Consider the following 19,375-nt stretch of genomic DNA (forward strand, 5'->3'; position numbering starts at 1 on the left):
AGGGTGCTCCTCGGTCAGAGTGGAAGTCCACGGCGGGCGGACCTGCCCATCGCTCGACGAGGAAGATCCTCGATCCGCCGGGCTGCGCCGCCCCAGGGGCCGACGGTCCCTGTCCCCCGTGCCCGCGGTCCCGGCCTGCCCGCCCGGTGGTCCCGGGCCCGGCCGGGACCACCGGAGCCCGGCGCCGGCCCGTCGCGGTCGACACGGGGAAGTACCGCGAGCGGCACACGGCCCGACGCTTCCGCGACCGGGACCACCGGCCCTGCGGCCGGTCCCTTCGGTCCCTTCTCCCACCGCGTGCCCGGGCGGCAGATTCGATGGTGCCGGGCGCCGGCCGTCCCGGCCCGACGCTTGATCCCACGAGGGGGAGACCACCATGACGCGCTGTGTCCTGACCGGAATCGACGGATCGCCGCAGAGCGAGGCGGCGGCCCTGTGGGCGGCCGCGGAGGCCCGGCGCCGGGGCTGCGCGGTGCGGCTGCTGCACGCGTGGCCGTGGCTCGACGCCGGGGACGGGAACGTCTCGCAGCCCGGCGACCTGCGGCAGAGGGCATCGGACGCGCTTCGTGGGATCGCCGACCGGATCCGGCACGACCACCCGGGCCTGCCGGTGGAGGTCGCGGTGGTCGCGGAGGATCCCGTCGACGGACTGCTCGCCGCGGCGAAGGGGCAGGAGCTGCTGGTGCTCGGCTCCCGCGGGCTCGGCGGCTTCGCCGGCCTCCTCGTGGGTTCGGTGGGGCTCGCGGTGGCAGCGGCCGCGACCGTCCCGACCGTGCTGGTGCGCCTCGGACAGGCGCCCGCCGACCGGCCCGCTGGGACTGGGGGCGGGACGGGGGCCGGGGCGGGACGGGAGGTGGTGGTCGGGCTCGACGGCCGTCGAACCGACGACACCGTCGTCGAGTTCGCCGTGGCCGAGGCGCAGCTGCGCGGCTGCCGGCTGCGCGTCGTGCACGGGTGGGACCCGGCGCCCGTCTGGGCGTACGGGGGCCTGATGCCGCCCCTGGTGGACCTGACGGAGCAGGAGGCCACCGAAGCGGCCCTGATCTCCCCGGTCGTCACCGCCCTGAGGGCGGAGCACCCCGGGCTCGACATCGTCGAGGAGGTCCGCCTCGGTGGCGGAGCCCGGGCCCTGCTGGAGGCGACCTCGACCCGTGCGGACCTCGTCGTCGTCGGGCGGCGGGAGCACCGTCACCGCCTCGGGCCGCGCCTCGGCCCGGTGGCGCACGCCGTCCTGCACCACTGCGCCGCCCCGGTCGTCGTCGTCCCCCACACCTGAGCCGTGCACGGCCTCGCCATCGCCCCCTGAACAGCGACAAGGAGCACCGCCGTGTCCAGCACCCACCGCCCGGCCCGGCCCGACAGCCCGGCGGCACCGCCGTGCGGCCACCTGCGCCGGGCCCTCGGCCGGGAGCGCAATCCGCTCAGCCGCGCTCTTGACCGGGCCCGGAGCCGGGCGGTGGTGCTCACCGCCCTCGGGATCGCGCTCGCGGCACTCCTCGGGGCCGGGGCCGCCGTCACCCACTTCGCCGCGGGCCAGCGGCAGGCCGCGGCCACGGCCGCCGGCCTGCACCGCGTCGACGCCCTGGTGCAGGGCTCCGTCCGGAGGGCGGAGGCCACCGTCGTCGGCGGGAAGGCCGTGTACCGCGCCGACGCGGCCTGGACCTACCCGGGCACCCGGTCCAACACCGGCAGCATCGACGTCCCCCGGACCGCCGGGCCCGGCAGCACCGTCGGGATCTGGGTCGACGGCAGCGGCCGCCCCGCCACCGCACCGTCGAGCACCGCCGACCTCGTGGCCGACGCCCTGTGCCTGGGCCTGCTCCTCTTCGGCCTGCTCTGCGTCCTCGCCTCCGCCGTGCTCTGCACGAGGCTGAGCGTCCTCGACCGTCGGGCCGACCGGGCGTGGACCCTGGGCTGGGCCCGGTCGGAGCCCGTCTGGAGCGGCCGCGCGCCCCGCGGCGGCGAGCACGGCTGACCGGTCCGGCCGTTCCGGCCACGGCACCCGGCCGTGGCACCCGGTCCCGACAGCCGGCCACCGTGGGGCGGAACAGGGCCGGAGGGCCCTATCGGAACCGCCCCCGGTCGCGTCAGACTCCACGGAGAGTCACGCGGTCCGCCGGCGGGGCGGGCCAACGGGGTTGGAGCGGCGATGACGGAGAGTCCGGCGGCTGGAACGAGCGGCCCGGTGAAGGTGTTCCTGCTGGACGACCACGAGGTGGTCCGCCGGGGCGTGCACGACCTGCTGGACGCCGAGCCGGACCTCCGGGTGATCGGCGAGGCCGCCACGGTCGAGCAGGCGCTCGCCCGGGTCCCCGCGCTGCGCCCCGACGTCGCCGTCCTCGACATGCGGCTGCCGGACGGCGACGGCGTGACGGTCTGTCGCGAACTGCGCTCCCGCATGCCCGGGCTGGCCTGTCTGATCCTCACCTCGTTCGACGACGAGGAGGCGCTCCTGGACGCCATCATGGCCGGGGCCGCCGGATACGTCCTCAAGCAGATCAGCGGCACCGACCTGGTCTCCGCCGTGCGCACCGTCGCCTCCGGCCAGTCGATGCTCGACCCCGGCGCCGCCACCCGGCTGATGGCCCGCCTGCGCGGCGACGCCGTCACCGAGCAGAGTTCCGGCCTGCCCCAGCTCACCGAACGGGAGCGGGAGGTGCTCGCCCTGGTCGGTGAGGGGCTCACCAACCGCCAGATCAGTCAGCGGCTCTTCCTCGCCGAGAAGACGGTCAAGAACCACATCTCCCGCCTGCTGGCCAAGCTCGGCGTGGAACGGCGCGTCCAGGCCGCCCTGATCGCCACCCAGGCCCTCGGCACCCACGGGCAGCCCGCGGCTCGTACCGGCCGCTGAACCGACCGCTGAACCCGCTGCCTCACCGACCGCCTCGGGGCACCGACCCCACCGATCAGATCCGGTCGGCATCCCCTCCGAGGACCAACGACCCCTCCCCCGGCGCCCACCGCGGCGACACCATCGATGCCATGACACCTGACACCACCCCGCTGGACGGGCGAGAGTGCCGACGGCTCCTCGCCGGCCTCTCGGTCGGCCGGGTCGTCTACACCCTCGGTGCCCTCCCCGCCGTCCAACCCGCCCGGTACCGGCTCGGGGCCGACGGGAGCGTGCTGCTGAGCACCGCCGCCGGGTCCGAGCTGGCCCGAGCGGTCGCGGGCGCGCTGGTGGCCTTCGAGGCCGGGGAGCTCGACGCGGCGGACGGCACCGGCTGGAGCGTGACCGTCCTCGGCCGCGCCGACGTCACCCCCGAGGGAGCGGCGACCGGGCCGGCCGGCACGGTCACCGTCCGCATCCTCCCGGAGCTGGTGAGCGGCCGCCTGTTCCCGCCGAACCGCCTGGTCCAACGCTGATCGGACCGACGTCGGTCGGATCGCCGATCGGACCGACGCCGGCCGGGCCACCGCTGGTCGGTCCGACGCCGACGGACTCGACGCCGGCGGAACCGACGACGGCCGAACCACCGGCCTCCGGCCCTCGGACGGCACGACGGACGCGCCGCCGCAGGGCCGGATCAGTGTGCCAGCGGCACCGACCAGGACAACCTGGTCCCGCCGGCCGCCGGGGCGGCCAGCTCGAAGACGCCCCCCAGGGCTTCGGCGCGTTCGGCGAGGTTGCGCAGTCCGCTGCGCCGCCCCTGTTCCGGAATGCCCACCCCGTCGTCCTGCACCGTGAGCACCACCCGCGCCCCGGTCGCCTGCAGCACCACCTCGATCCGCCCCGCCCGCGCGTGCCGGGCCGCGTTGCTCAGCGCCTCCCCCAGAACCGCCACCACGTGGTCGGCCACCTCCGCGGGCACGTCCGTGTCCAGCAGGCCCTCCATGCTCAGCCGGGGCGGGAAGCCCAGCGCCGCCGGCGCCGCCTCGGCCACCCGCACCACGCGCGACCGCAGGCCCTGGCCGCCCTTCTCCTCCCGCGCCCGCAGGCCGAAGATCGTCGACCTGATGATCTTGATGGTCTCGTCCAGGTCCCCCACCGCACGCAGCACCCGGTCCGATGCACCGGGATGGTCGATGACCCGGGCCGCGCTCTGCAGCGTCATCCCCGTCGCGAACAGCCGCTGGATGGCCAGGTCGTGCAGGTCCCGGGCGATCCGGTCACGGTCCTCCAGCATCGCCAGCTGCTCGACGTCCCGGCGGCGTTCCGCCAGCTCCAGGGCGAGCGCGGCCTGGTCGGCGAAGCCCAGCAGCGGGCCGGTCTCGCCGTCGGTGAACTCGGGTCGGCCGGCTTCCCTGGCCAGCAGCAGCACGCCGTCGATCTGCCCCTCCGCCCGGCCCAGCGGCACCGCGACCGCCGGTCCGAGCCCGGCGAAACGGCGCGGCTCGGCGAACAGCCGGGGATCACCGGCCAGATCCACCGTCGTCACCGACACCCCCGAGGCGAAGGCCGTCCCCGACAGCGACCCCTCCAGCGGTACCACCAGGCCCTCCCGGCCGGCCGCGTCGCCGCCGAGCGCCAGCTCCACGCGGAGCGCTCCGGTCCCGGCCGTCGGCACCGAGACGTCGGCCAGCTCCGCGCCGGTGATCTCCCTCGCCCGCTGGGCGATCAGCTCGAACACCTCGGACCGGGAACCGCCGGACAGCAGGGCGCGCGTGATCTCGGCGCTCGCGCTCAGCCAGCGCTGCTGGCGCTGGGCCTCCTCGTACAGGCGGGCGTTGTCGATCGCCACCCCGGCGGCCACGGCCAGGGTGGAGATCACCGCCTCGTCGTCGGCGTCGAACTCCTCGCCGCCCTGCTTGTCGGTGAGGTAGAGGTTGCCGAAGACCTCCTCGCGCACGCGCACCGGCACGCCCAGGAAGGTCCGCATCACCGGGTGGTGCGCCGGGCAGCCCACCGACGACGGATGCTCGGAGAGATCGGCCAGCAGCAGCGGCGCCGGGCGGTGGATCAGCTCCCCGAGCAGGCCACGGCCGGTCGGGTACGGGCCGATCCGGGCGATCTCCTCCTCGGACAGGCCCACCGTGAGGAACTGCGACAGCGTCTCCCCGTCCGGCCCGATCACCCCGAGCGCCGCGTAACGGGCGTCCACCAGGACGGCGGCAGCCTCCACGATCCGCCGCAGCACCTGCGTCAGGTCCAGCTCCCGGCCGACCGACAGCACCGCCTCCAGCAGGCTGTGCACCCGGTCCCGGGTGCCCCGGGCCGCGTCGATCCGCGCCTGGAGCTCCTCCAGCAGCTCGTCCAACCGCAGCTGCGGCATTCGTGACCGCACCGTCTCGCCGCCCACGGGCCCTCCTCGTCGCCAAAGCCCCACTGCCGAAGCCGCGCTGCCGAAGCCTCACTGCCGAAGCCGCGGCTGATTCTCGCAGACGGCCGTCCGGCCCCGGGACCTTCGGTACCCAGGTGGGGCTGCTCGGCCCCTGTGACCGACCGTCGGCCCCGCGGGAGTCTGGTCGCCGGACGGGACCGCGCCCACGAGTGCCGCGGCCCTCCGCCGACCAGGGAGGTCTCAGCGATGTCGCACGGCGTGGTGGTGGGGATCGACGGCTCGACCGAGAGTGCGGCGGCGGCCGAGTGGGCCGCCCGCGAGGCCCGGCGGAACGGGCGCGCGCTGCGGATGGTCCTGGTCGCCGGCGGCGAGGTGGACGCGCTCGACCGCGACCTCGGCGGCGACAGCACGCTGCCGGGCCCGGTAGCCGCGATCCGGGACCGCATCGCGGCCGAGCTGCCCGGGCTGGCCGTCTCCTGCGAGATCGTCCCCGGGAACCCGGCGTACGCGCTGACCGCCACCGCCCGCCGGGCCCCGGTGCTGGTGCTGGGCTCGCGCGGGAAGGGCGGCTTCGCCGACCTCCTGATCGGCTCCGTCAGCCTGCGCGCCGCCGCCCGCGCGGACTGCCCGGTGGTCCTGGTCCGCGCCGGATCGGACGGCGGAGCCGAGGCGGACGGGCCGGCCGCGACGCCCGGACCCGTCGTCGTGGGCGTCGAGGGCGACCGGCCGTGCGACCCGGTGCTCGCCTTCGCCTTCCGGCACGCCGCCGACACCGGCGCCGCCCTGCGGGTGATGGAGAGCCGGGACACCTTCCGCGGCCCGTCCGCCACGGAGGCACCGGTGGACCGGTGGCACATCGGGCAGTCCCTGGCTGCCGCCGAACGGGCCCGGCTGCAGGACACCCTGGAGCGCTGGCAGGACGAGTTCCCCGACGTCCGTACCGAGGCGGAGGTGTGCGCCTGGAGCGCGAGCAGAATGCTCGTCGAGGCGTCCCGCACCGCCTCGCTGGTGGTCCTCGGCCGGCGCTCCCCCAGGCACCCGATGGCCGGGCCCCGGCTGGGCCCGGTGGCCCAGTCCGTGCTCCACCACGCCCACGGCCCCGTCGCCGTCGTACCCCACCACTGAGCCGGTCGCACGGGCCCGCGTGCCCTTGAAGGTGGCGACCGGCTGTGCATGACTGGAGGGAGCAACGCTCCCGGCCGACATCGAGGTGCCCCGGATGGGATTCATCGGCACGGTGGGGCTGGTCCTCCACCCCGAGCGCACCTGCGCGCCCACCGTCGAGGCCGTGGTCCATTGGAGCCGGGCCCGGGGGACGAAGGTGCTGGGGCTGGCGGCGGAGGTGGCCAGGATCGGCTGCGAGGCCATTCCGGTCGGGACCGAGGAGCTGGCCACGAGCGCCGACCTGCTGATCAGCCTCGGCGGGGACGGCACCATGCTGCGCGCCATGCGGCTCGCGACCGGGGGCCACGCGCCGGTCCTGGGCGTCAACGTCGGACGCCTGGGCTTCCTCGCCGAGGTCGACATACCGGAACTGCCCGCCGCACTGGACGCCATCGACGCCCAGCGGTTCACCGTGGAAGTCCGTTCCGGCGTCCACGCCAGCTTCGGGACCACCCGGGAGACAGCGCTCAATGACGTCGTGCTGCTGCGCAGCCCGGGCCACAGGTCCGCGGCGGTCGCCGTGCGGGTCCAGGGCGAGCCCTTCGTGGACTACACCGCCGACGCGGTCGTCGCCGCCACGCCGACCGGCTCCACCGCGTACAGCTTCTCCGCCGGTGGCCCGATCGTCTCCCCCAACGCGGAGGGGCTGCTGATCACACCCGTCGCTCCGCACGCCGCGTTCAACCGCTCGGTGTTCCTCTCCAGCGGCGAGCGGCTCGACCTGGAGGTCCTGCCGCACAGCGGGGACCTCGCCGTCGAGGCCGACGGCCTCCTGGTCGGCCGTGTCGTACCGGGCGACCACGTCGCGGTGACCATGCTGCCCGCCGCCGCACGCGTCGTACGGCTCGGCCGCACCACGTTCTACCAGCGGGCCCAGCGCAAGCTCCGGCTCACCGGCTCGGCGGAGCACGACTGACTCCCCGGGGCGTCAGCGGCGGCGGAGGCGGCGTACGAGGCGGAGGCGGCGCACGTGGCGCAGCCCGCTGCCGGGGTCAGTGGGCGGCCAGGGCGAAGGCGGCGGCGGTCTCGTCGCGGTTCCGGCCCTGGCCGAGCAGGACGTGCAGGAGCAGGCGGGCCTTGTAGGCGTCGAGGTGGCCGCCCCGGATCAGTCCGCGGGCCAGCAGGTCCTTCTCCGAGCCGGGGAAGCCGTACGTCCCCTCCAGGACCGGCCCGTTGCCGATGCGGCTGGCGAGGACGACCGGGATCCGGGCCGCGGCCCGCTCCAGGACGGCCACGAAGCCCTCGGGGACGTGGCCGACTCCGAACGCGGCGACGACGAGCCCGTCGCACGCCTCGGCCATCGCGGCGAGGAGCGTACCGTCGTCGCCGAGCGTCGCGGTGTACAGGCCGACGCGGGCCGCGGGCCGGATCGTCGGGCCGGCGAAGGTCGTACGCGCGGCGAGCGGGCCGTGGAGGTGGACGCGCCCCTCGTAGAGGCGGCCGAGGGGCCCGGTCGCCGGGGAGGTGAACGCGGCGGGGCTGGTGGTGTGGGACTTGCGGACGGTGCGGGCGGCGTGGATCTCGTCGCCGAGGACGACCACCGCGCCGGCGCCGCGCAGCTCGGGCGCCGCGGCGGCGACGACGGCTGCGTGGATGTTCGCCGGGCCGTCCGCACCGGGCAGGGTGGGGTTGCGCATCGCCCCGGTGACCACGATCGGCTGCTCGCCCGGGTGCAGCAGGTCCAGCAGGTAGGCGGTTTCCTCGATGGTGTCGGTGCCCTGGGTGACCACCGCGCCGTCGCAGCCTGACCGGAAGGCGTCGGCCAGGGCGCCCGCGAGCGCGCTCAGGTCGTCGAAGCCGAGGGAGGCGCTGGGCAGGCGCCGGAAGTCGTGGACCCGCAGCTCGACGTCGAGGCTCTGCAGGGCGGGGACGGCGGCGAGGAGGTCGTGGGCGGACAGGGCCGGCACGACGCCGCCGGTGGCCGGATCGGCGGTCATGGCGATGGTGCCGCCGAGGGAGAGGATCGCAACCGCCTTCGTGCCCAACGCCGTCGTCTCCTTGGTCGGGGCGGCCGGGTGACCGGGTGTTCGAGTGCCCGGCTCTCCCGAGGTTCGAATGACCGCCGGGTGTCCGGGTGGCCGGGTGGCCGGGTGGCCGGGTGGCCGGGGGCAATCTACCGGCTCGTGGCATGCTGTGACGATGCTCCTGGCACGTCATGGAACCAGCGTCGAACTGCGCCCGCTGCGCTACCAGTTCCCCGCGACGAGCGGCGACCCGTTCGACGACAACTGGCTCGTCGTCGAGGGCAGGGTGACGACCCCCGCCGGCGGATGGTCGTTCCAGGATCCCGCCCTGCTGACCTCCGAAGGCCGCGAACTGTCGTCCTGGCTGCGCGCGGTCGCCGCGGGCAGGGTGGCCGTGGCCGAGCCCGACGAGGAGGGCGACCTGTCGCCGAGCCTGTCGTTCCTGGAGCCGAACCTGGCCTTCAGCCTGGCCGGCAGCCTCGACGGGCGGTCGCTGGTGCGCGTCCACCTGTCCCTGGAGGCGGCACCGCCGTGGCAGCGGTGGGACGCCGACGACGCTCCGGACATCTACCAGTACGCCGTCGAAGTCGCCTGCAGCAACGACGAGTTGCTGCAGGCCGCCGACGCGTGGGAGCACGGACTGTCGTCGTTCCCGTCCCGCTGAACGAGCGTCCCTGCCGTACCGGAGGCCTGACGGGAAGCCGTACCGGAGGCCGGACGGATTGATCCGGCCTCGAACCGGTCCGTAGAGTGCCCCGACGCCGCCGCGCGGACGGCGCACGGGCAGCACACGGGGGACGGGGGGATCATGGCGGACGGTTCCGGCCACGCGGTCCGGACAGGCGGCGCGGCCGAGGGGCGGGCCCGAGGGCGGGGGCGGACCCCGCTGCGGGCGGTGGCGCTGTCGGTCGTCCTGGCGGCGGCCCTGACGGCCTGCGGGTCGGACGGGCCCGACCGCGGCCGGGTGCTGCGCGCGGACGAACGCGCAGTGAGCCTCGCCGTCGGCCAGCGGTTCTCGATCGCCGTCCGGGACAACGCCTCGGCCGGCGACTCCTGGAGCATCGAGGCCCCTCGGCCGGACGCCGCCGTGGCGGTCGAGGTCGACGAGCGCGTCGACCTCCCCGAGGAGGCGAGGACCGCGGACGGCGCCGGCGGCACCCGCTACTACACCTTCGAGGCCAAGGGCCGCGGGACCACCGCCGTCACGCTCCTCGACTGCTACCGCGGACTCTGCCACCGCCCGGCCCTCGGCGACGAGGACCGGAAGCGGGTCGTGCACGACACCTACACGGTGACGGTCCGGTGAGCACCGACTGGCTCGACCGCGCGGCGGGGCTGCGGCGCTGGACGAACAACGGCGTCCGCGCTCCGCACAAGCCGCTGCTGCTGCTCTACGCCCTCGGCAGCCACCAGCAGGACGCCGACGGCGAGCTGCGCTTCAGCGCGGTCGAGGGTGAGCTGAAGCGGCTGCTCGCCGAGTACGGGCCGTCGCATCCGACGACGCCCGCCTACCCGTTCCACCACCTCGTCAGCGACGGTGTCTGGGAGGTCCGGACCGACCGGGGCCCGGGAAGCCCCGGGAGCGGCGTCGGCGTCCTCCGCGCGAGCGGCGCCACCGGCAGGCTGGCGCCGGGGCTGCGGGCCGCGCTCGCCGAGGAGCCGTCCCTGCTGGGCCGGATGGCCAGGGTGGTGCTGGACGCCCACTTCCCGGTGTCCCTGCACGCCGACCTCTGCGAGGCCGTCGGCCTCGACCTGGAGCGGGCCGGGACCGGCTTCGTGGGCGCAGCCGACCCCGGCGCAGCCGACCCCGCGGCCCGGCGGCAGCGGGACCGGCGGATGCGTGAACTCGTGCTCACCGCCTACGAGTTCCGCTGCGCGTTCTGCGGTTACGACGGGGCCCTCGGCGCGATCACGGTCGGGCTGGAGGCGGCGCACGTCCGCTGGTGGTCGCACGACGGGCCGGACGAGGTCGACAACGGCCTGTGCCTGTGCTCACTGCACCACAAGCTCTTCGACAGGGGCGTCCTCGGCCTGGGGGAGGACCACCGCATCCTGGTGTCCCAGCGCTTCGTCGGCCGCAGCGAGGCCAGCCGCCGGCACGTGCTCGCGCTCTCCGGACGCCCCGTCATCGGGCCGCAGCCCGGGAACCCGCCGGTCGCGGCCCGGCACCGGCAGTGGCACGTACGGCAGGTGTTCCACGGCGCGCCCCGCCCGCCCGCGGAGGCGGCGCACACCGGCTGAGGGACAGGACGGCGTGACCGACGGGCGCTTCAGCGCCACGCATGACGGATCGTCAAGCGCCCGAGCCCCGTGAACCCCGAGATCCGGATCCTCGGTCCGCCGGGGCGGGCACGCCGCCGGGCCTTGTGGAGCGCTTGCCGCCAGCCGGTCTGCAGACCCTCGATGTCGACGACCGCGTCGCGCGGGACGGTGATCCTGGCGTTGCCGGTGCCGAGTTGCAGCTCGATGTCGACCACCGGGTGGTCGATGACCGCCCGGGAGAGGTCCAGGTGCACGCTGCCGAGCGCGGACGCGACCGTGAGGGTCCGGGGCACCCGCCATGCGCCGCGTCGGCGGATCCGCCCGCTGACGGCGGCGATCGTGGACGCCGCACCCGCGCGCTCCTCCGGGAGCGAGGCCAGGGCCGACCGGAGCTCGGCGCCCGTCGTGGCGGTCAGCACCTCGTGGAGGCGTTCGTCCAGCTCCTCGTCCGAGAGCCGCCCTTCGCCGTACGCCTCGTGCAGCCGCTCGACCGCCCGGTCGCGGTCGTCCTCGCCGACCGGCGGCGGCCGGTGGTCCGGTCCGCCGGGCCCGGCCATCACCGCCCCCTGCGCCCGTGCGCACGGGCAGGGGCAGGGGCAGGGGCACGGGCAGGCTGCGGAGCAGGACCGTGCAGCCTCCGGGCGGCTGCGACCGGATCCACCACGACATCTCGACTGAGTACGCTGTACGCGGTCATGGCGACCACGCTAGCACGGGGAGCGGCCACTGGGTACTGTGTACGCAAGCAGGGGGTGCAGCGGTGACCGACGCCGAGTACACGAACATCTGGATGCGGCCCGAGCGCCCGGCCCGCGGACCGAAACCGACCTACAGCCGTGCGCAGATCACCGAGGCCGCGGTCCGGATCGCCGACACCGAGGGGCTGGAGGCCGCCACGATGCGGCGGATCGCCACCGAGATCGGCGCGGGCGCGATGTCGCTCTACCGTTACGTCCCGAGCCGGGACGACCTGATCCAGCTCATGGCCGACCGGCTGATGGGCGAGATCGACGTCGAGGGCATGCCCTCCGGCGACTGGCGGGCGGATCTGACACGCTACGCCGACGGACTGCGGGCCATGTGGCTCCGGCACCCGTGGATCGCCACCGTGAACCGGTCGCTCCCCGGTCTCGGCCCCCACCAACTGCTCCTGATCGAACGGGTGGTGGGCGTGCTCGACGCCCACCTGCCCATCGACGAGAACCTCGGCCTGATGGCTGTGCTGAACGGCTACGTCGAGGGCGCCGTCCGCGACGAGGTCAGCCAGGCCGAGGAGCTCCGCCGCAGCGGCCTCAGCGAGTCCGAGTGGGCGGCACGCAGCCACCCGTACATCCAGCAGCTGCTGGAGAGCGGGGAGTACCCGATCTTCAGCAAGATCGCACTGGAGGCGCGCCAGCCGCGCCTGAGCCGGGACGACCAGTTCCGGTACGGGCTGGCGCGCGTCCTCGACTGCGTGGCCGCCGCCCTCCCGTCACCCTGACCCCACGCCCACGGCGGGCGGGGTTCTACCAGTCGCCCCCGCCCGCCGTCGGCGGCCCGGCCGGCGCCACGCCCTGCGTCACCTGAGACACGTCATCCCCCTCGATTCGATCAAGGGCCCCCAGCGTAGGGCAGGTGATCATCCGTGACCAGGCGTGCGGCACCCGGACCGTTCGTCCACGAGGCCACCGCTGGCACCGCCGCCGCCATCGCTGTCGCTGTCGCCGGCCACGGCGCCGGCACCTGCGCCGGCGGACGGGACCTCCGTCGAGGCCTGCAGCAGCAGGTCGCGCAGGGCCGTGGCGGTGTCCGACGGCTCGGCGGGCGTGAGGACGACCTGGTCGACGGTGGTCGACGGGCCGGCGAGGGGGATGACCCGCAGGCCGGGTGGCCGGTGGTCGAGCGCGGACTCGACGGTGATGCCGATGCCCGCTCCCGCGGCGACGTGCGCGGCGATGGCGTGCACGCTGTCGGCGGTCCTGATGATGCGCAGATCGGCACCGCCGATCCGGAAGGCGGACAGCAGGCGGTCGCAGAGGCCGCTGTTGATCTGGTGGGGCCAGGTGAGCAGGTCGGTGGTGGACAGGTCGGACGTGCTCAGCCCGGTGCGCCCGGCGAGGGGGTGGTCCGCGGGCACGAGCGCCACGAACCGCTCGGTGGACAGCACCCTCGCGCGGACGCCGGTGACGTCACCGGTCGCCCAGCCGATGCCGAGCCCGATCGTCTCCGCCCGCAGGGCGGTGAGCTGGGCGGTGGTCGGCATCGACTCCGGCACGATCGTCACATCGGGGAAGCGGTCGCGCAGTTGCGGCAGGCAGCGCAACAGCAGCTGGTGACCGGTGTACTCGGCATGGGCGACGACGAGGGTGGTGCGGGCCCGGTCGCCGGCGGCCAGGGCGCGTCCGCGCTGCTGGAAGCGGCGCAGCTGGGCGAGGGTGGCGCGGGCGTCGGGCAGGAGCGCTTCGCCGAGGTCGGTGAGTGAGACCCGGCGGCTGGTGCGGTGGAACAGCCGTCCGCCCAGGCTGCTCTCCAGCCGTCTGACGGCGTCGCTGACGGTGGGCTGTCCTCGGTGCAGGCGCGCGGCGGCGCGGCCGAAGTGGAGTTCCTCGGCGACGGCGACGAATGCTTCCAGTTCGATCCTGTCCACGGGAGCAGGCTAGCGCGATCGATCGGTATCACCGATCGCTGCATGCCGGAGTTCGGCGTTGATGGCGCGGCACGCACGGGCTGTGATGGGTGGGCAGGCCGACGAGCAGGGCCTGCGAGCAGGACTTTCCCACGATCGAAAGTAGTGAAGAGTCATGGCAGTCAAGGACGTCGACCGCGAGCAGGATGCGCCGAAGGTCACCGTGACGGTGGTCTACCACTCGGTGCACGGGCACACCCGGGTCCTGGCCGAGCACCTCGCCGTCGGGGCGCGGCGGGTGCCCGGCGCCGACGTGCACCTGGTCGAGGTGCGGCCCGAGGACGTCGTCGCGGGCCGCTGGCACGACGCCGGGGTGATGGAGCTGCTGGAGCGCTCCGACGCGATCGTCCTCGGCTGTCCGACGCTGATGGGCAGCGTGTCGGCGGTGTTCAAGGCGTTCATGGAGGCGGCGTTCACGCCGTTCGTCACGCAGGCGTGGAAGGACAAGCTGGCCGGCGGCTTCACGATGTCCGCCTCGCAGAGCGGTGACAAGCTGGCCGTCCTGGAGCAACTGGCGCTGTTCGCCGCACAGTTGGGCATGCAGTGGATCGGCGTCGGCGACATGCCCGGCAACAACTGGAGCGGCGGCTCGCGCGACGACGTGAACCGGCTGGGCTCGTGGCTGGGCCTGATGAGTCAGAGCCACGCCGACCAGGGGCCGGAGCGGGCCGGCTCGCGCGGCGACCTCATCACCGCCGAGCGCTACGGCGAGCGGATCGCCCGGCTGACCCAGCGGTGGGTCAACGCCCTGCCGTACGACACCCCCCGGATGACCGAACACGAGGCCCGCGCCCTGTCGGCGTCCCTCCGGGCGACGGACGACGCGCCGACGGCCCTGACCGGCGCCTGACCCCTCGCCTGGCCTTCCGCCTGACCCGGCGCCTGACCCGGCGCCCGACCCGTCGTCGGCGCTGTTCCGGCACCGCCGCCGCCATCGCTGTCGCCGGGGGCGTTCGGGAGGGCCGCCGGCGGACGGCGGCACCCGGGCCCGGTGCCGCCGTCGGTCACCGCCTGCTTCTCAGGCGTTGGTGTTGAGGGTGTCGTCGAGCCAGTCGTAGATGCGGGCCTGGGTCAGGCGCATGGCGCCGGGGTGGCAGTGGGCGCCGGCGCCTTCCTCGGCGGTGAACACCATCAGGTCCTTGGGGCAGGTGAGGTGGTCGTAGAGCTGCTCGGGCTGGCCCTTGAAGAACATGTCGTCCTCGGCATCGCAGACCAGGGTGGGGCAGCGGATCTGTTCGGCGATGCCGCCGGCGAGGCTGTAGTCGAGGTAGGAGGCGTTGAAGGCCCGCGGGGTGTCGACGCCCATGACGTACATGCCGTGGTTGATCGCCCAGCGGGCGATCGGGTCCTTGGTCATGATCTGTTCGAGGGCGGCGTCGAGTTCGGGGGCGGACGGGGCGCGCAGGAGCTGCTCGGCGTCCTCGCGGGTGCCGGGGATGTTGCGCACGGAGGTCTGGCCGAGGTCGTAGAGGCCGTCGACGGCGACCAGCGCGGCCAGGCGGTGCTCGAACGCCGCGGCCCGGGGGGCGAGGACGCCGCCCATGCTGATCCCCAGCAGCGCGATGCGGTCGTCGTCGACCTCGGGGAGGGTCTGGGCGAAGTCCACGACGGGGGTGATGACGTTCTCCCAGTCGGGGCGGAAGACCAGGCCCTCGCGGTGGCGCGGCCCGGGCATGCCGGGGCCGTCGAAGACCAGCACGGTGTAGCCGCGCTCGACGCCGGCCAGCGCGCCGAAGAAGTGCAGTTCCTCGGCGGTGCCGTCGAAGCCGTTGTGCATGATGAGCGTGGGGCGCGGCGTGCCGCAGTCGTCGGCGCGGTAGAGGTAGCCGGGCAGGGTGGTGTCCTCGTAGGGGATCTCGACCGGCTCGATGATCGGGGTGAACAGTGCGGCCGCCGACCGGAAGCAGGCCACGCTGCGCTCGTAGGCGTGGTCGTGGCGGGGGTCGCAGGGGTGGCCGTGGAGGAAGAACTCGGCCGAGCGGTAGTAGTTCGAGGCCCGCAGGAAGGCGTCCCGGGCGCTGACCGTGTGACCGGCCGCCAGTGCCTTCCCGGCGTCGCGGGAGACCCGGTCGGCGGTGGCCAGCCACTCGGTGTACCAGCTTCCGTAGTCGCCCTCGGTGATGCGCTCGGCGGTGGAGACGACCTCGCCGAAGTCCGCGCCGCCGTAGGCGATGTGGCTCATCGAGCGCAGGGTCTCGTACCAGAACTGGATGTTGTTCGGGAACAGCAGCTGCTTCATCACACACTCCCCTTCACCCGCAAGCACAGATTTGTGCTTGAGATGGGAACAGTAGCCCCCCGGATCCCCAGAAGCAAATATCTGTGCTTACGATGGAGGCATGACCGACAAGCAAGCGCCCGCACGAGTGCGCAGGAGCCCCGAACAGGTCCGCGAAGCCGTCCACCAGGCGGTCATCGACCTGCTCTCCGACCCCGACGGCGAGGACCTCAACATCCCCGCGATCGCACAACGCGCCGGCGTCAACCACACCAGCGTCTACCGGCGCTGGGGCAGCCTCGACGCCCTCCTGGCCGACATGGTGACCACCCGGCTCGAACGCGACTCACCCCTGAACGACACCGGCAGCCTGCGCGGCGACCTCCTCGCCTGGGCCCAGGCCAGCGTCGCGAGCATCCGCACACCCCAGGGACGCGCCCTCGTGCGCGCCGTCGTGCTGTCCATGCCGAACAGCACCCAGGCCCAGGACGAGCGCGCGCAGCACTTCCGGCGCCGGATGCGCTCCATCGAGCAGATCCGCGAACGGGCCACGGCCCGCGGCGAGGACCCACCGCCCCTGGAGCAGATCCTCGACCAGCTCATCGCGCCGTTCTACGTCCGGGCGATCTTCGGCATCGACCCGCCGGACCACGGCTACCCCGAACTCCTGGTCGACAGACTGCTCGGCGACCGCAACTGACCGGGCCCGAGCAGTGCGTCCACGGCGACGTAGGCCGTCCGGCGACGACGGCGGCCGCGCGACGACGGCGGCCGCGCGACGACGGAGGTCGCGCGACAACGGAGGCCGTCCGGCGGGCTCCCCCGCGGGCCGCGGGTGCTACCAGTTGGCCCAGGTGAGGTTCCAGCCGCCGAGGCCGTTGTCGGGCGAGACGGTCTTCTCCTTGGTGTTCACGACCGTGACGACGTCACCGATCATCGAGCTGTTGAAGAACGACCCCGCGGGGGAGGTGTCGCTGCCGCCCTCCACGTCCTTGAGCGCGACGCAGCCGTGGCTGGTGTTGGCCTTGCCGAACGGGTCGCCCTTGTACCAGTAGTTGCCGTGGAGGTAGGTGCCGCTCCTCGTCAGCCGCATCGCGTGCGGGACGGCGGGGATGTCGTACTCGTTGCCGAGGCCCACCGTCTGGGAGTTCATGTGGGTGACCTTCTCCTTGGACATGATCACCATGGTGCCGCCCCACGACGCGTGCTTGTCGTCGCCGAGGGTGGCGGGCACCGTGGTGGACTTGCCGTCCCGCACGATCGTCATCTGGTGCGTGGCGGCGTCCGCGGTGGAGATCTGGGAGCGGCCGATGGTGAACGGCTCGTCCTTGTCGACGTCGCCCCAGACGCCGGGGGCGACCTCGACGTTCTTCAGCCGGTAGTGGATGGTGACCTTGGTCCCCGGCTTCCAGTAGTCCGCCGGACGGAAGTCGATCCGGTCGTCGCCGAACCAGTGGCCCTTCACCTCGGTGCCGTTGTCCGTCTCGAAGGTGATGGCCTTGGCGACGGCGTCCTTGTTCACGACCTTCGTGCTGAAGTCCACCTTGACGATCATGCCCACGCCGTAGGTCTGGCCGTCGGCGATGTTGTCGTTGGTGGACACCTGCTTGCCGGGCGGGACGGTGGTGAAGGCGCTGGTGGCCGCGGAGAGCAGACCGTCGGCGTCCTTCGCCTGGGCGTTCACCGTGTACGCCGTGCCGGGGGCGAGCGCGGCGGCGGGCTTCCAGTCGGTGCCGTCCGGGGTGATCGAGCCCGGGACGGGCTTGCCCTCCTTGTCGGTCACGTCGACGGTGGTGAGCTTGCCGTGGGAGACGGACACCCGGAGGGCGGTCGGTGCGACTCCCTGGGCCCCGTCCTTCGGCTCGACGTCCAGCACCGCGGTCGACGTCTTCGGCGTCGCCGCGGCGGCCGCCCCGCCGGGAGTGCCGGAAGCGGCGGCGTGAGCGCCGTCGCCCCCGCCCTGGCCGTCGCCGCAGGCCGCAGACATCAGCAGGACCCCGCCCATGGCCAGTGCCACCGCGCCGCGGTGGAAACGGTCGTTGGTGCGTATCGCGGCCCGGGCCGCCCGAACAGTGCTCACAGTCGCTCCCTCTCGGTGTTCGCCGGCAGCTTGTGCGACGGTTCGTCCCCGCCGCAACGGCGGGCCGCCGATCAGGGACGCTGGGACGCTTCCACCCCCTGTGACCTGGGAAGATGTAACCCTCCTGGGACGCGCTCGCGGGACGATCCCGCGGGGCGCCGGGAGGGCGCGGCCGGTGCCGCCGGCCTCCCCGGGGGAACCACGGGGCGGTCTACAGCGTGCTTGTCTGCCGGAGCCCACGTCAGCCGGCGCCCCGGTGGCCCGGCGGTCGGCGACGGCCGGAGCCGGGGGCGCGATCACCGAGGAGTGCACGAGCGGGTGGAGGACCAGTGCCAGAGGGGACCGGGGATTTGACGGCGGCGGACGAGGTCGGGCGGCTGCTCCAGGAGCTGAAGAGCCGGTCGGGGCTCAGTTACGGCGCACTGGCGAAACGGCTGCACGTGAGCACGTCGGCCCTGCACCGCTACTGCAACGGCGACGTGATGCCGGTGGAGTACGACCCGCTGGAGCGCCTCGCGCGACTGTGCCGGGCAACACCGGAGGAGCGCACCGAGCTCTACCGGCTGTGGGTCATCGCCCACGCGACGCGGGGGAACCGGCAGGCGCCCGCGCCTGGTCCTGCGGCACCCGGTCCTGCGACCCCCGAGCCCGTGGCACCGGTGGCCCCTTCGGCGCCGGAACCGGAACCGGAGGCGGAGGCGGAACCGCTGGCCGTACCGGAACTGCAGGCCGTACCCGAACCGCCACGGGCCGCGGGAAGCGTCGCGAAGGACGGGACGGCCGCCCCGGCACGCACCCCCGCCGTACCGCCGCGCCGGCGCGTGCGCCGGGGTGTACTCGCCGCGGTGACGGCTGCCGCGGTGCTCGCCACCATCGGGGCCGTCGCCACCGGCCTCGGGCCCCACCGGGGCGGTGACCCCACGTCCGCTCCCGCCCCGGCGGCGGACGCCGGGGCGTCCACCGGATCCCCGGCCCCGCTCCCGACTCCCGGCGCCACGGCCGCGCCGGTCACCGCGGGCGCGACCCCGTCGGGGTCGACGGCCGCCGCCGACCAGGGACCGAGCGCCCCGATCACCGTCACGGTCCGCCCGTCCGGCTGGGTCAGCGCGTGCGACCAGTACGTGGTCGACCGCCCGCCGTCCGAAGTCCCCAGGCCGCCCGCGGTGGCGGACGTCTCCGCCTGGGCCGCCAGGGTCGGCGCGGTCCCCGGCCACTACCAGTCGATCGAGCTCGCCGTGCAGGGCACCGGCAGCGACACCGTGGTGCTGACCGCCCTCAACGTCCGCGTCGCCCGGATCGCGGCCCCGCTGGCCTGGAACGCCTACTCCATGGGCGAGGGCTGCGGCGGTGGGGTCGACAAGAAGTCCTACGACATCGACTTCGACGCCGCCCGCCCCCGTCCGGTCGTCAGCGAGGGCAGCACCGGCCTGCCGGTCAAGGTGAGCGAGGCCGACCCGGAGGTCATCCAGGTCAATGCCGAGACCGTCGCCCACGACGTCAGCTGGTACCTGGAACTGGAGTGGTCCAGCGGCAACCGGAAGGGCACGCTGCCCATCGGCCTCGGCGACGGCACGCCGTTCCGCACCAGCGCGGTCAAGGGCCGGCCGCTGTACAGCTATCCGATCGGCGGGAAGGCCTGGGAGCCGAGCCCTTTCCGGCAGTGACGACCGGGCAGTGACGACCGGGCGGCGGGAAACGGAAGCGGTCCGCCGGATGTTCCGGCGGACCGCTCCGAGGGATTGTTCCGGGGGATTACTCTTGTTGAAAGTTGCCGCGGTCCGGGCACCCATTATTGTGGCC

Annotated in this window: 19 protein-coding genes; 13 read left to right on the plus strand and 6 right to left on the minus strand. The window is 74.2% G+C overall.

All coding sequences use genetic code 11. The features are described from left to right. Window positions 1–376 precede the first annotated feature (376 nt). The 4 genes from ACIRST_RS10295 (at window position 377) to ACIRST_RS10310 (ending at window position 3,366) form a co-directional block, all read left to right on the plus strand. A complete protein-coding gene (locus ACIRST_RS10295; RefSeq protein WP_402801448.1) occupies window positions 377–1,276 on the plus strand; it encodes a universal stress protein in 900 nt (299 codons plus the stop codon). Window positions 1,277–1,327: 51 nt separating this feature from the next. Beyond that, window positions 1,328–1,975, plus strand: coding sequence for a hypothetical protein (locus ACIRST_RS10300; protein ID WP_402801451.1), 648 nt, complete (start codon window positions 1,328–1,330; stop codon window positions 1,973–1,975). 174 nt (window positions 1,976–2,149) lie between these two features. Then, window positions 2,150–2,851 carry a response regulator gene (locus ACIRST_RS10305; RefSeq protein WP_402801453.1) on the plus strand — a complete coding sequence of 234 codons (702 nt, stop codon included), beginning with the start codon at window positions 2,150–2,152 and terminating at the stop codon, window positions 2,849–2,851. Window positions 2,852–2,982: 131 nt separating this feature from the next. Then, window positions 2,983–3,366 (plus strand): pyridoxamine 5'-phosphate oxidase family protein, encoded by a 384-nt coding sequence (locus ACIRST_RS10310; RefSeq protein WP_350520716.1) that lies wholly within the window; start codon window positions 2,983–2,985, stop codon window positions 3,364–3,366. 161 nt (window positions 3,367–3,527) lie between these two features. On the opposite strand, the gene ACIRST_RS10315 is transcribed toward ACIRST_RS10310, so the two are convergent. Next, on the minus strand, window positions 3,528–5,213 hold the full coding sequence (locus ACIRST_RS10315) for a GAF domain-containing protein (RefSeq protein WP_402801655.1): 1,686 nt from the start codon (window positions 5,211–5,213) through the stop codon (window positions 3,528–3,530). 255 nt (window positions 5,214–5,468) lie between these two features. Between ACIRST_RS10315 and ACIRST_RS10320 the strand changes: the two genes are divergently transcribed. After that, window positions 5,469–6,347: a universal stress protein gene (locus ACIRST_RS10320; protein ID WP_402801454.1), complete on the plus strand. Its 879-nt coding sequence runs from the start codon at window positions 5,469–5,471 to the stop codon at window positions 6,345–6,347. A 94-nt stretch (window positions 6,348–6,441) separates the two neighbouring features. Next, window positions 6,442–7,302, plus strand: coding sequence for an NAD(+)/NADH kinase (locus ACIRST_RS10325; RefSeq protein WP_350520718.1), 861 nt, complete (start codon window positions 6,442–6,444; stop codon window positions 7,300–7,302). Window positions 7,303–7,378: 76 nt separating this feature from the next. On the opposite strand, the gene ACIRST_RS10330 is transcribed toward ACIRST_RS10325, so the two are convergent. Further along, the gene (locus ACIRST_RS10330) at window positions 7,379–8,371 is read right to left on the minus strand and encodes an asparaginase (protein WP_402801457.1); all 993 of its coding nucleotides are present in this window, start codon (window positions 8,369–8,371) and stop codon (window positions 7,379–7,381) included. Window positions 8,372–8,525: 154 nt separating this feature from the next. On the opposite strand from ACIRST_RS10330, the gene ACIRST_RS10335 reads away from it, so the two are divergent. From ACIRST_RS10335 to ACIRST_RS10345, 3 genes are all read left to right on the plus strand, one after another. Then, a complete protein-coding gene (locus tag ACIRST_RS10335; RefSeq protein WP_402801460.1) occupies window positions 8,526–9,014 on the plus strand; it encodes a hypothetical protein in 489 nt (162 codons plus the stop codon). Window positions 9,015–9,158: 144 nt separating this feature from the next. Further along, window positions 9,159–9,656: a protease inhibitor I42 family protein gene (locus tag ACIRST_RS10340; RefSeq protein WP_350520721.1), complete on the plus strand. Its 498-nt coding sequence runs from the start codon at window positions 9,159–9,161 to the stop codon at window positions 9,654–9,656. Continuing rightward, window positions 9,653–10,591 carry a phosphorothioated DNA-binding restriction endonuclease gene (locus ACIRST_RS10345; RefSeq protein WP_402801463.1) on the plus strand — a complete coding sequence of 313 codons (939 nt, stop codon included), beginning with the start codon at window positions 9,653–9,655 and terminating at the stop codon, window positions 10,589–10,591. Before ACIRST_RS10340 ends, ACIRST_RS10345 begins: the two co-directional genes overlap by 4 nt. Before the next feature lie 29 nt (window positions 10,592–10,620). Here the strand turns inward: ACIRST_RS10345 and ACIRST_RS10350 are convergent, their stop codons facing one another. Beyond that, window positions 10,621–11,169 (minus strand): DUF1707 domain-containing protein, encoded by a 549-nt coding sequence (locus tag ACIRST_RS10350; protein WP_402801466.1) that lies wholly within the window; start codon window positions 11,167–11,169, stop codon window positions 10,621–10,623. Window positions 11,170–11,372: 203 nt separating this feature from the next. On the opposite strand from ACIRST_RS10350, the gene ACIRST_RS10355 reads away from it, so the two are divergent. Further along, window positions 11,373–12,092 carry a TetR/AcrR family transcriptional regulator gene (locus ACIRST_RS10355; protein ID WP_350520724.1) on the plus strand — a complete coding sequence of 240 codons (720 nt, stop codon included), beginning with the start codon at window positions 11,373–11,375 and terminating at the stop codon, window positions 12,090–12,092. A gap of 138 nt (window positions 12,093–12,230) precedes the next feature. On the opposite strand, the gene ACIRST_RS10360 is transcribed toward ACIRST_RS10355, so the two are convergent. After that, window positions 12,231–13,238: a LysR substrate-binding domain-containing protein gene (locus ACIRST_RS10360; protein ID WP_402801468.1), complete on the minus strand. Its 1,008-nt coding sequence runs from the start codon at window positions 13,236–13,238 to the stop codon at window positions 12,231–12,233. A 154-nt stretch (window positions 13,239–13,392) separates the two neighbouring features. Between ACIRST_RS10360 and ACIRST_RS10365 the strand changes: the two genes are divergently transcribed. Next, entirely contained in the window at window positions 13,393–14,127 is a 735-nt protein-coding gene (locus tag ACIRST_RS10365; RefSeq protein WP_402801470.1) for a flavodoxin family protein, read from the plus strand. A gap of 168 nt (window positions 14,128–14,295) precedes the next feature. On the opposite strand, the gene ACIRST_RS10370 is transcribed toward ACIRST_RS10365, so the two are convergent. Beyond that, window positions 14,296–15,516, minus strand: coding sequence for an alpha/beta hydrolase family protein (locus ACIRST_RS10370; protein WP_402801472.1), 1,221 nt, complete (start codon window positions 15,514–15,516; stop codon window positions 14,296–14,298). Between the two features lie 100 nt (window positions 15,517–15,616). Here ACIRST_RS10370 and ACIRST_RS10375 point away from each other — a divergent pair, with 100 nt between their 5' ends. After that, entirely contained in the window at window positions 15,617–16,195 is a 579-nt protein-coding gene (locus tag ACIRST_RS10375) for a TetR/AcrR family transcriptional regulator C-terminal ligand-binding domain-containing protein (RefSeq protein WP_350520728.1), read from the plus strand. A gap of 138 nt (window positions 16,196–16,333) precedes the next feature. Here the strand turns inward: ACIRST_RS10375 and ACIRST_RS10380 are convergent, their stop codons facing one another. After that, a complete protein-coding gene (locus ACIRST_RS10380; RefSeq protein ID WP_350520729.1) occupies window positions 16,334–17,575 on the minus strand; it encodes an Ig-like domain-containing protein in 1,242 nt (413 codons plus the stop codon). Between the two features lie 329 nt (window positions 17,576–17,904). Between ACIRST_RS10380 and ACIRST_RS10385 the strand changes: the two genes are divergently transcribed. After that, on the plus strand, window positions 17,905–19,239 hold the full coding sequence (locus tag ACIRST_RS10385; RefSeq protein WP_402801475.1) for a helix-turn-helix domain-containing protein: 1,335 nt from the start codon (window positions 17,905–17,907) through the stop codon (window positions 19,237–19,239). Window positions 19,240–19,375: the final 136 nt, after the last annotated feature.

Origin of the sequence: Kitasatospora sp. NPDC101447, from assembly GCF_044767225.1 — a bacterium.
Taxonomy (GTDB): Bacteria; Actinomycetota; Actinomycetes; order Streptomycetales; family Streptomycetaceae; genus Kitasatospora.

Bases quoted from the DNA above. Each gene is read 5' to 3' on its own strand.
- ACIRST_RS10295 (WP_402801448.1), top strand. From the start codon at position 377: ATGACGCGCTGTGTCCTGACCGGAATCGACGGATCGCCGCAGAGCGAG.
- ACIRST_RS10305 (WP_402801453.1), top strand. From the start codon at position 2,150: ATGACGGAGAGTCCGGCGGCTGGAACGAGCGGCCCGGTGAAGGTGTTC.
- ACIRST_RS10310 (WP_350520716.1), top strand. From the start codon at position 2,983: ATGACACCTGACACCACCCCGCTGGACGGGCGAGAGTGCCGACGGCTC.
- ACIRST_RS10315 (WP_402801655.1), bottom strand. From the start codon at position 5,213: ATGCCGCAGCTGCGGTTGGACGAGCTGCTGGAGGAGCTCCAGGCGCGG.
- ACIRST_RS10320 (WP_402801454.1), top strand. From the start codon at position 5,469: ATGTCGCACGGCGTGGTGGTGGGGATCGACGGCTCGACCGAGAGTGCG.
- ACIRST_RS10325 (WP_350520718.1), top strand. From the start codon at position 6,442: ATGGGATTCATCGGCACGGTGGGGCTGGTCCTCCACCCCGAGCGCACC.
- ACIRST_RS10335 (WP_402801460.1), top strand. From the start codon at position 8,526: ATGCTCCTGGCACGTCATGGAACCAGCGTCGAACTGCGCCCGCTGCGC.
- ACIRST_RS10340 (WP_350520721.1), top strand. From the start codon at position 9,159: ATGGCGGACGGTTCCGGCCACGCGGTCCGGACAGGCGGCGCGGCCGAG.
- ACIRST_RS10350 (WP_402801466.1), bottom strand. From the start codon at position 11,169: ATGGCCGGGCCCGGCGGACCGGACCACCGGCCGCCGCCGGTCGGCGAG.
- ACIRST_RS10365 (WP_402801470.1), top strand. From the start codon at position 13,393: ATGGCAGTCAAGGACGTCGACCGCGAGCAGGATGCGCCGAAGGTCACC.
- ACIRST_RS10370 (WP_402801472.1), bottom strand. From the start codon at position 15,516: ATGAAGCAGCTGCTGTTCCCGAACAACATCCAGTTCTGGTACGAGACC.
- ACIRST_RS10375 (WP_350520728.1), top strand. From the start codon at position 15,617: ATGACCGACAAGCAAGCGCCCGCACGAGTGCGCAGGAGCCCCGAACAG.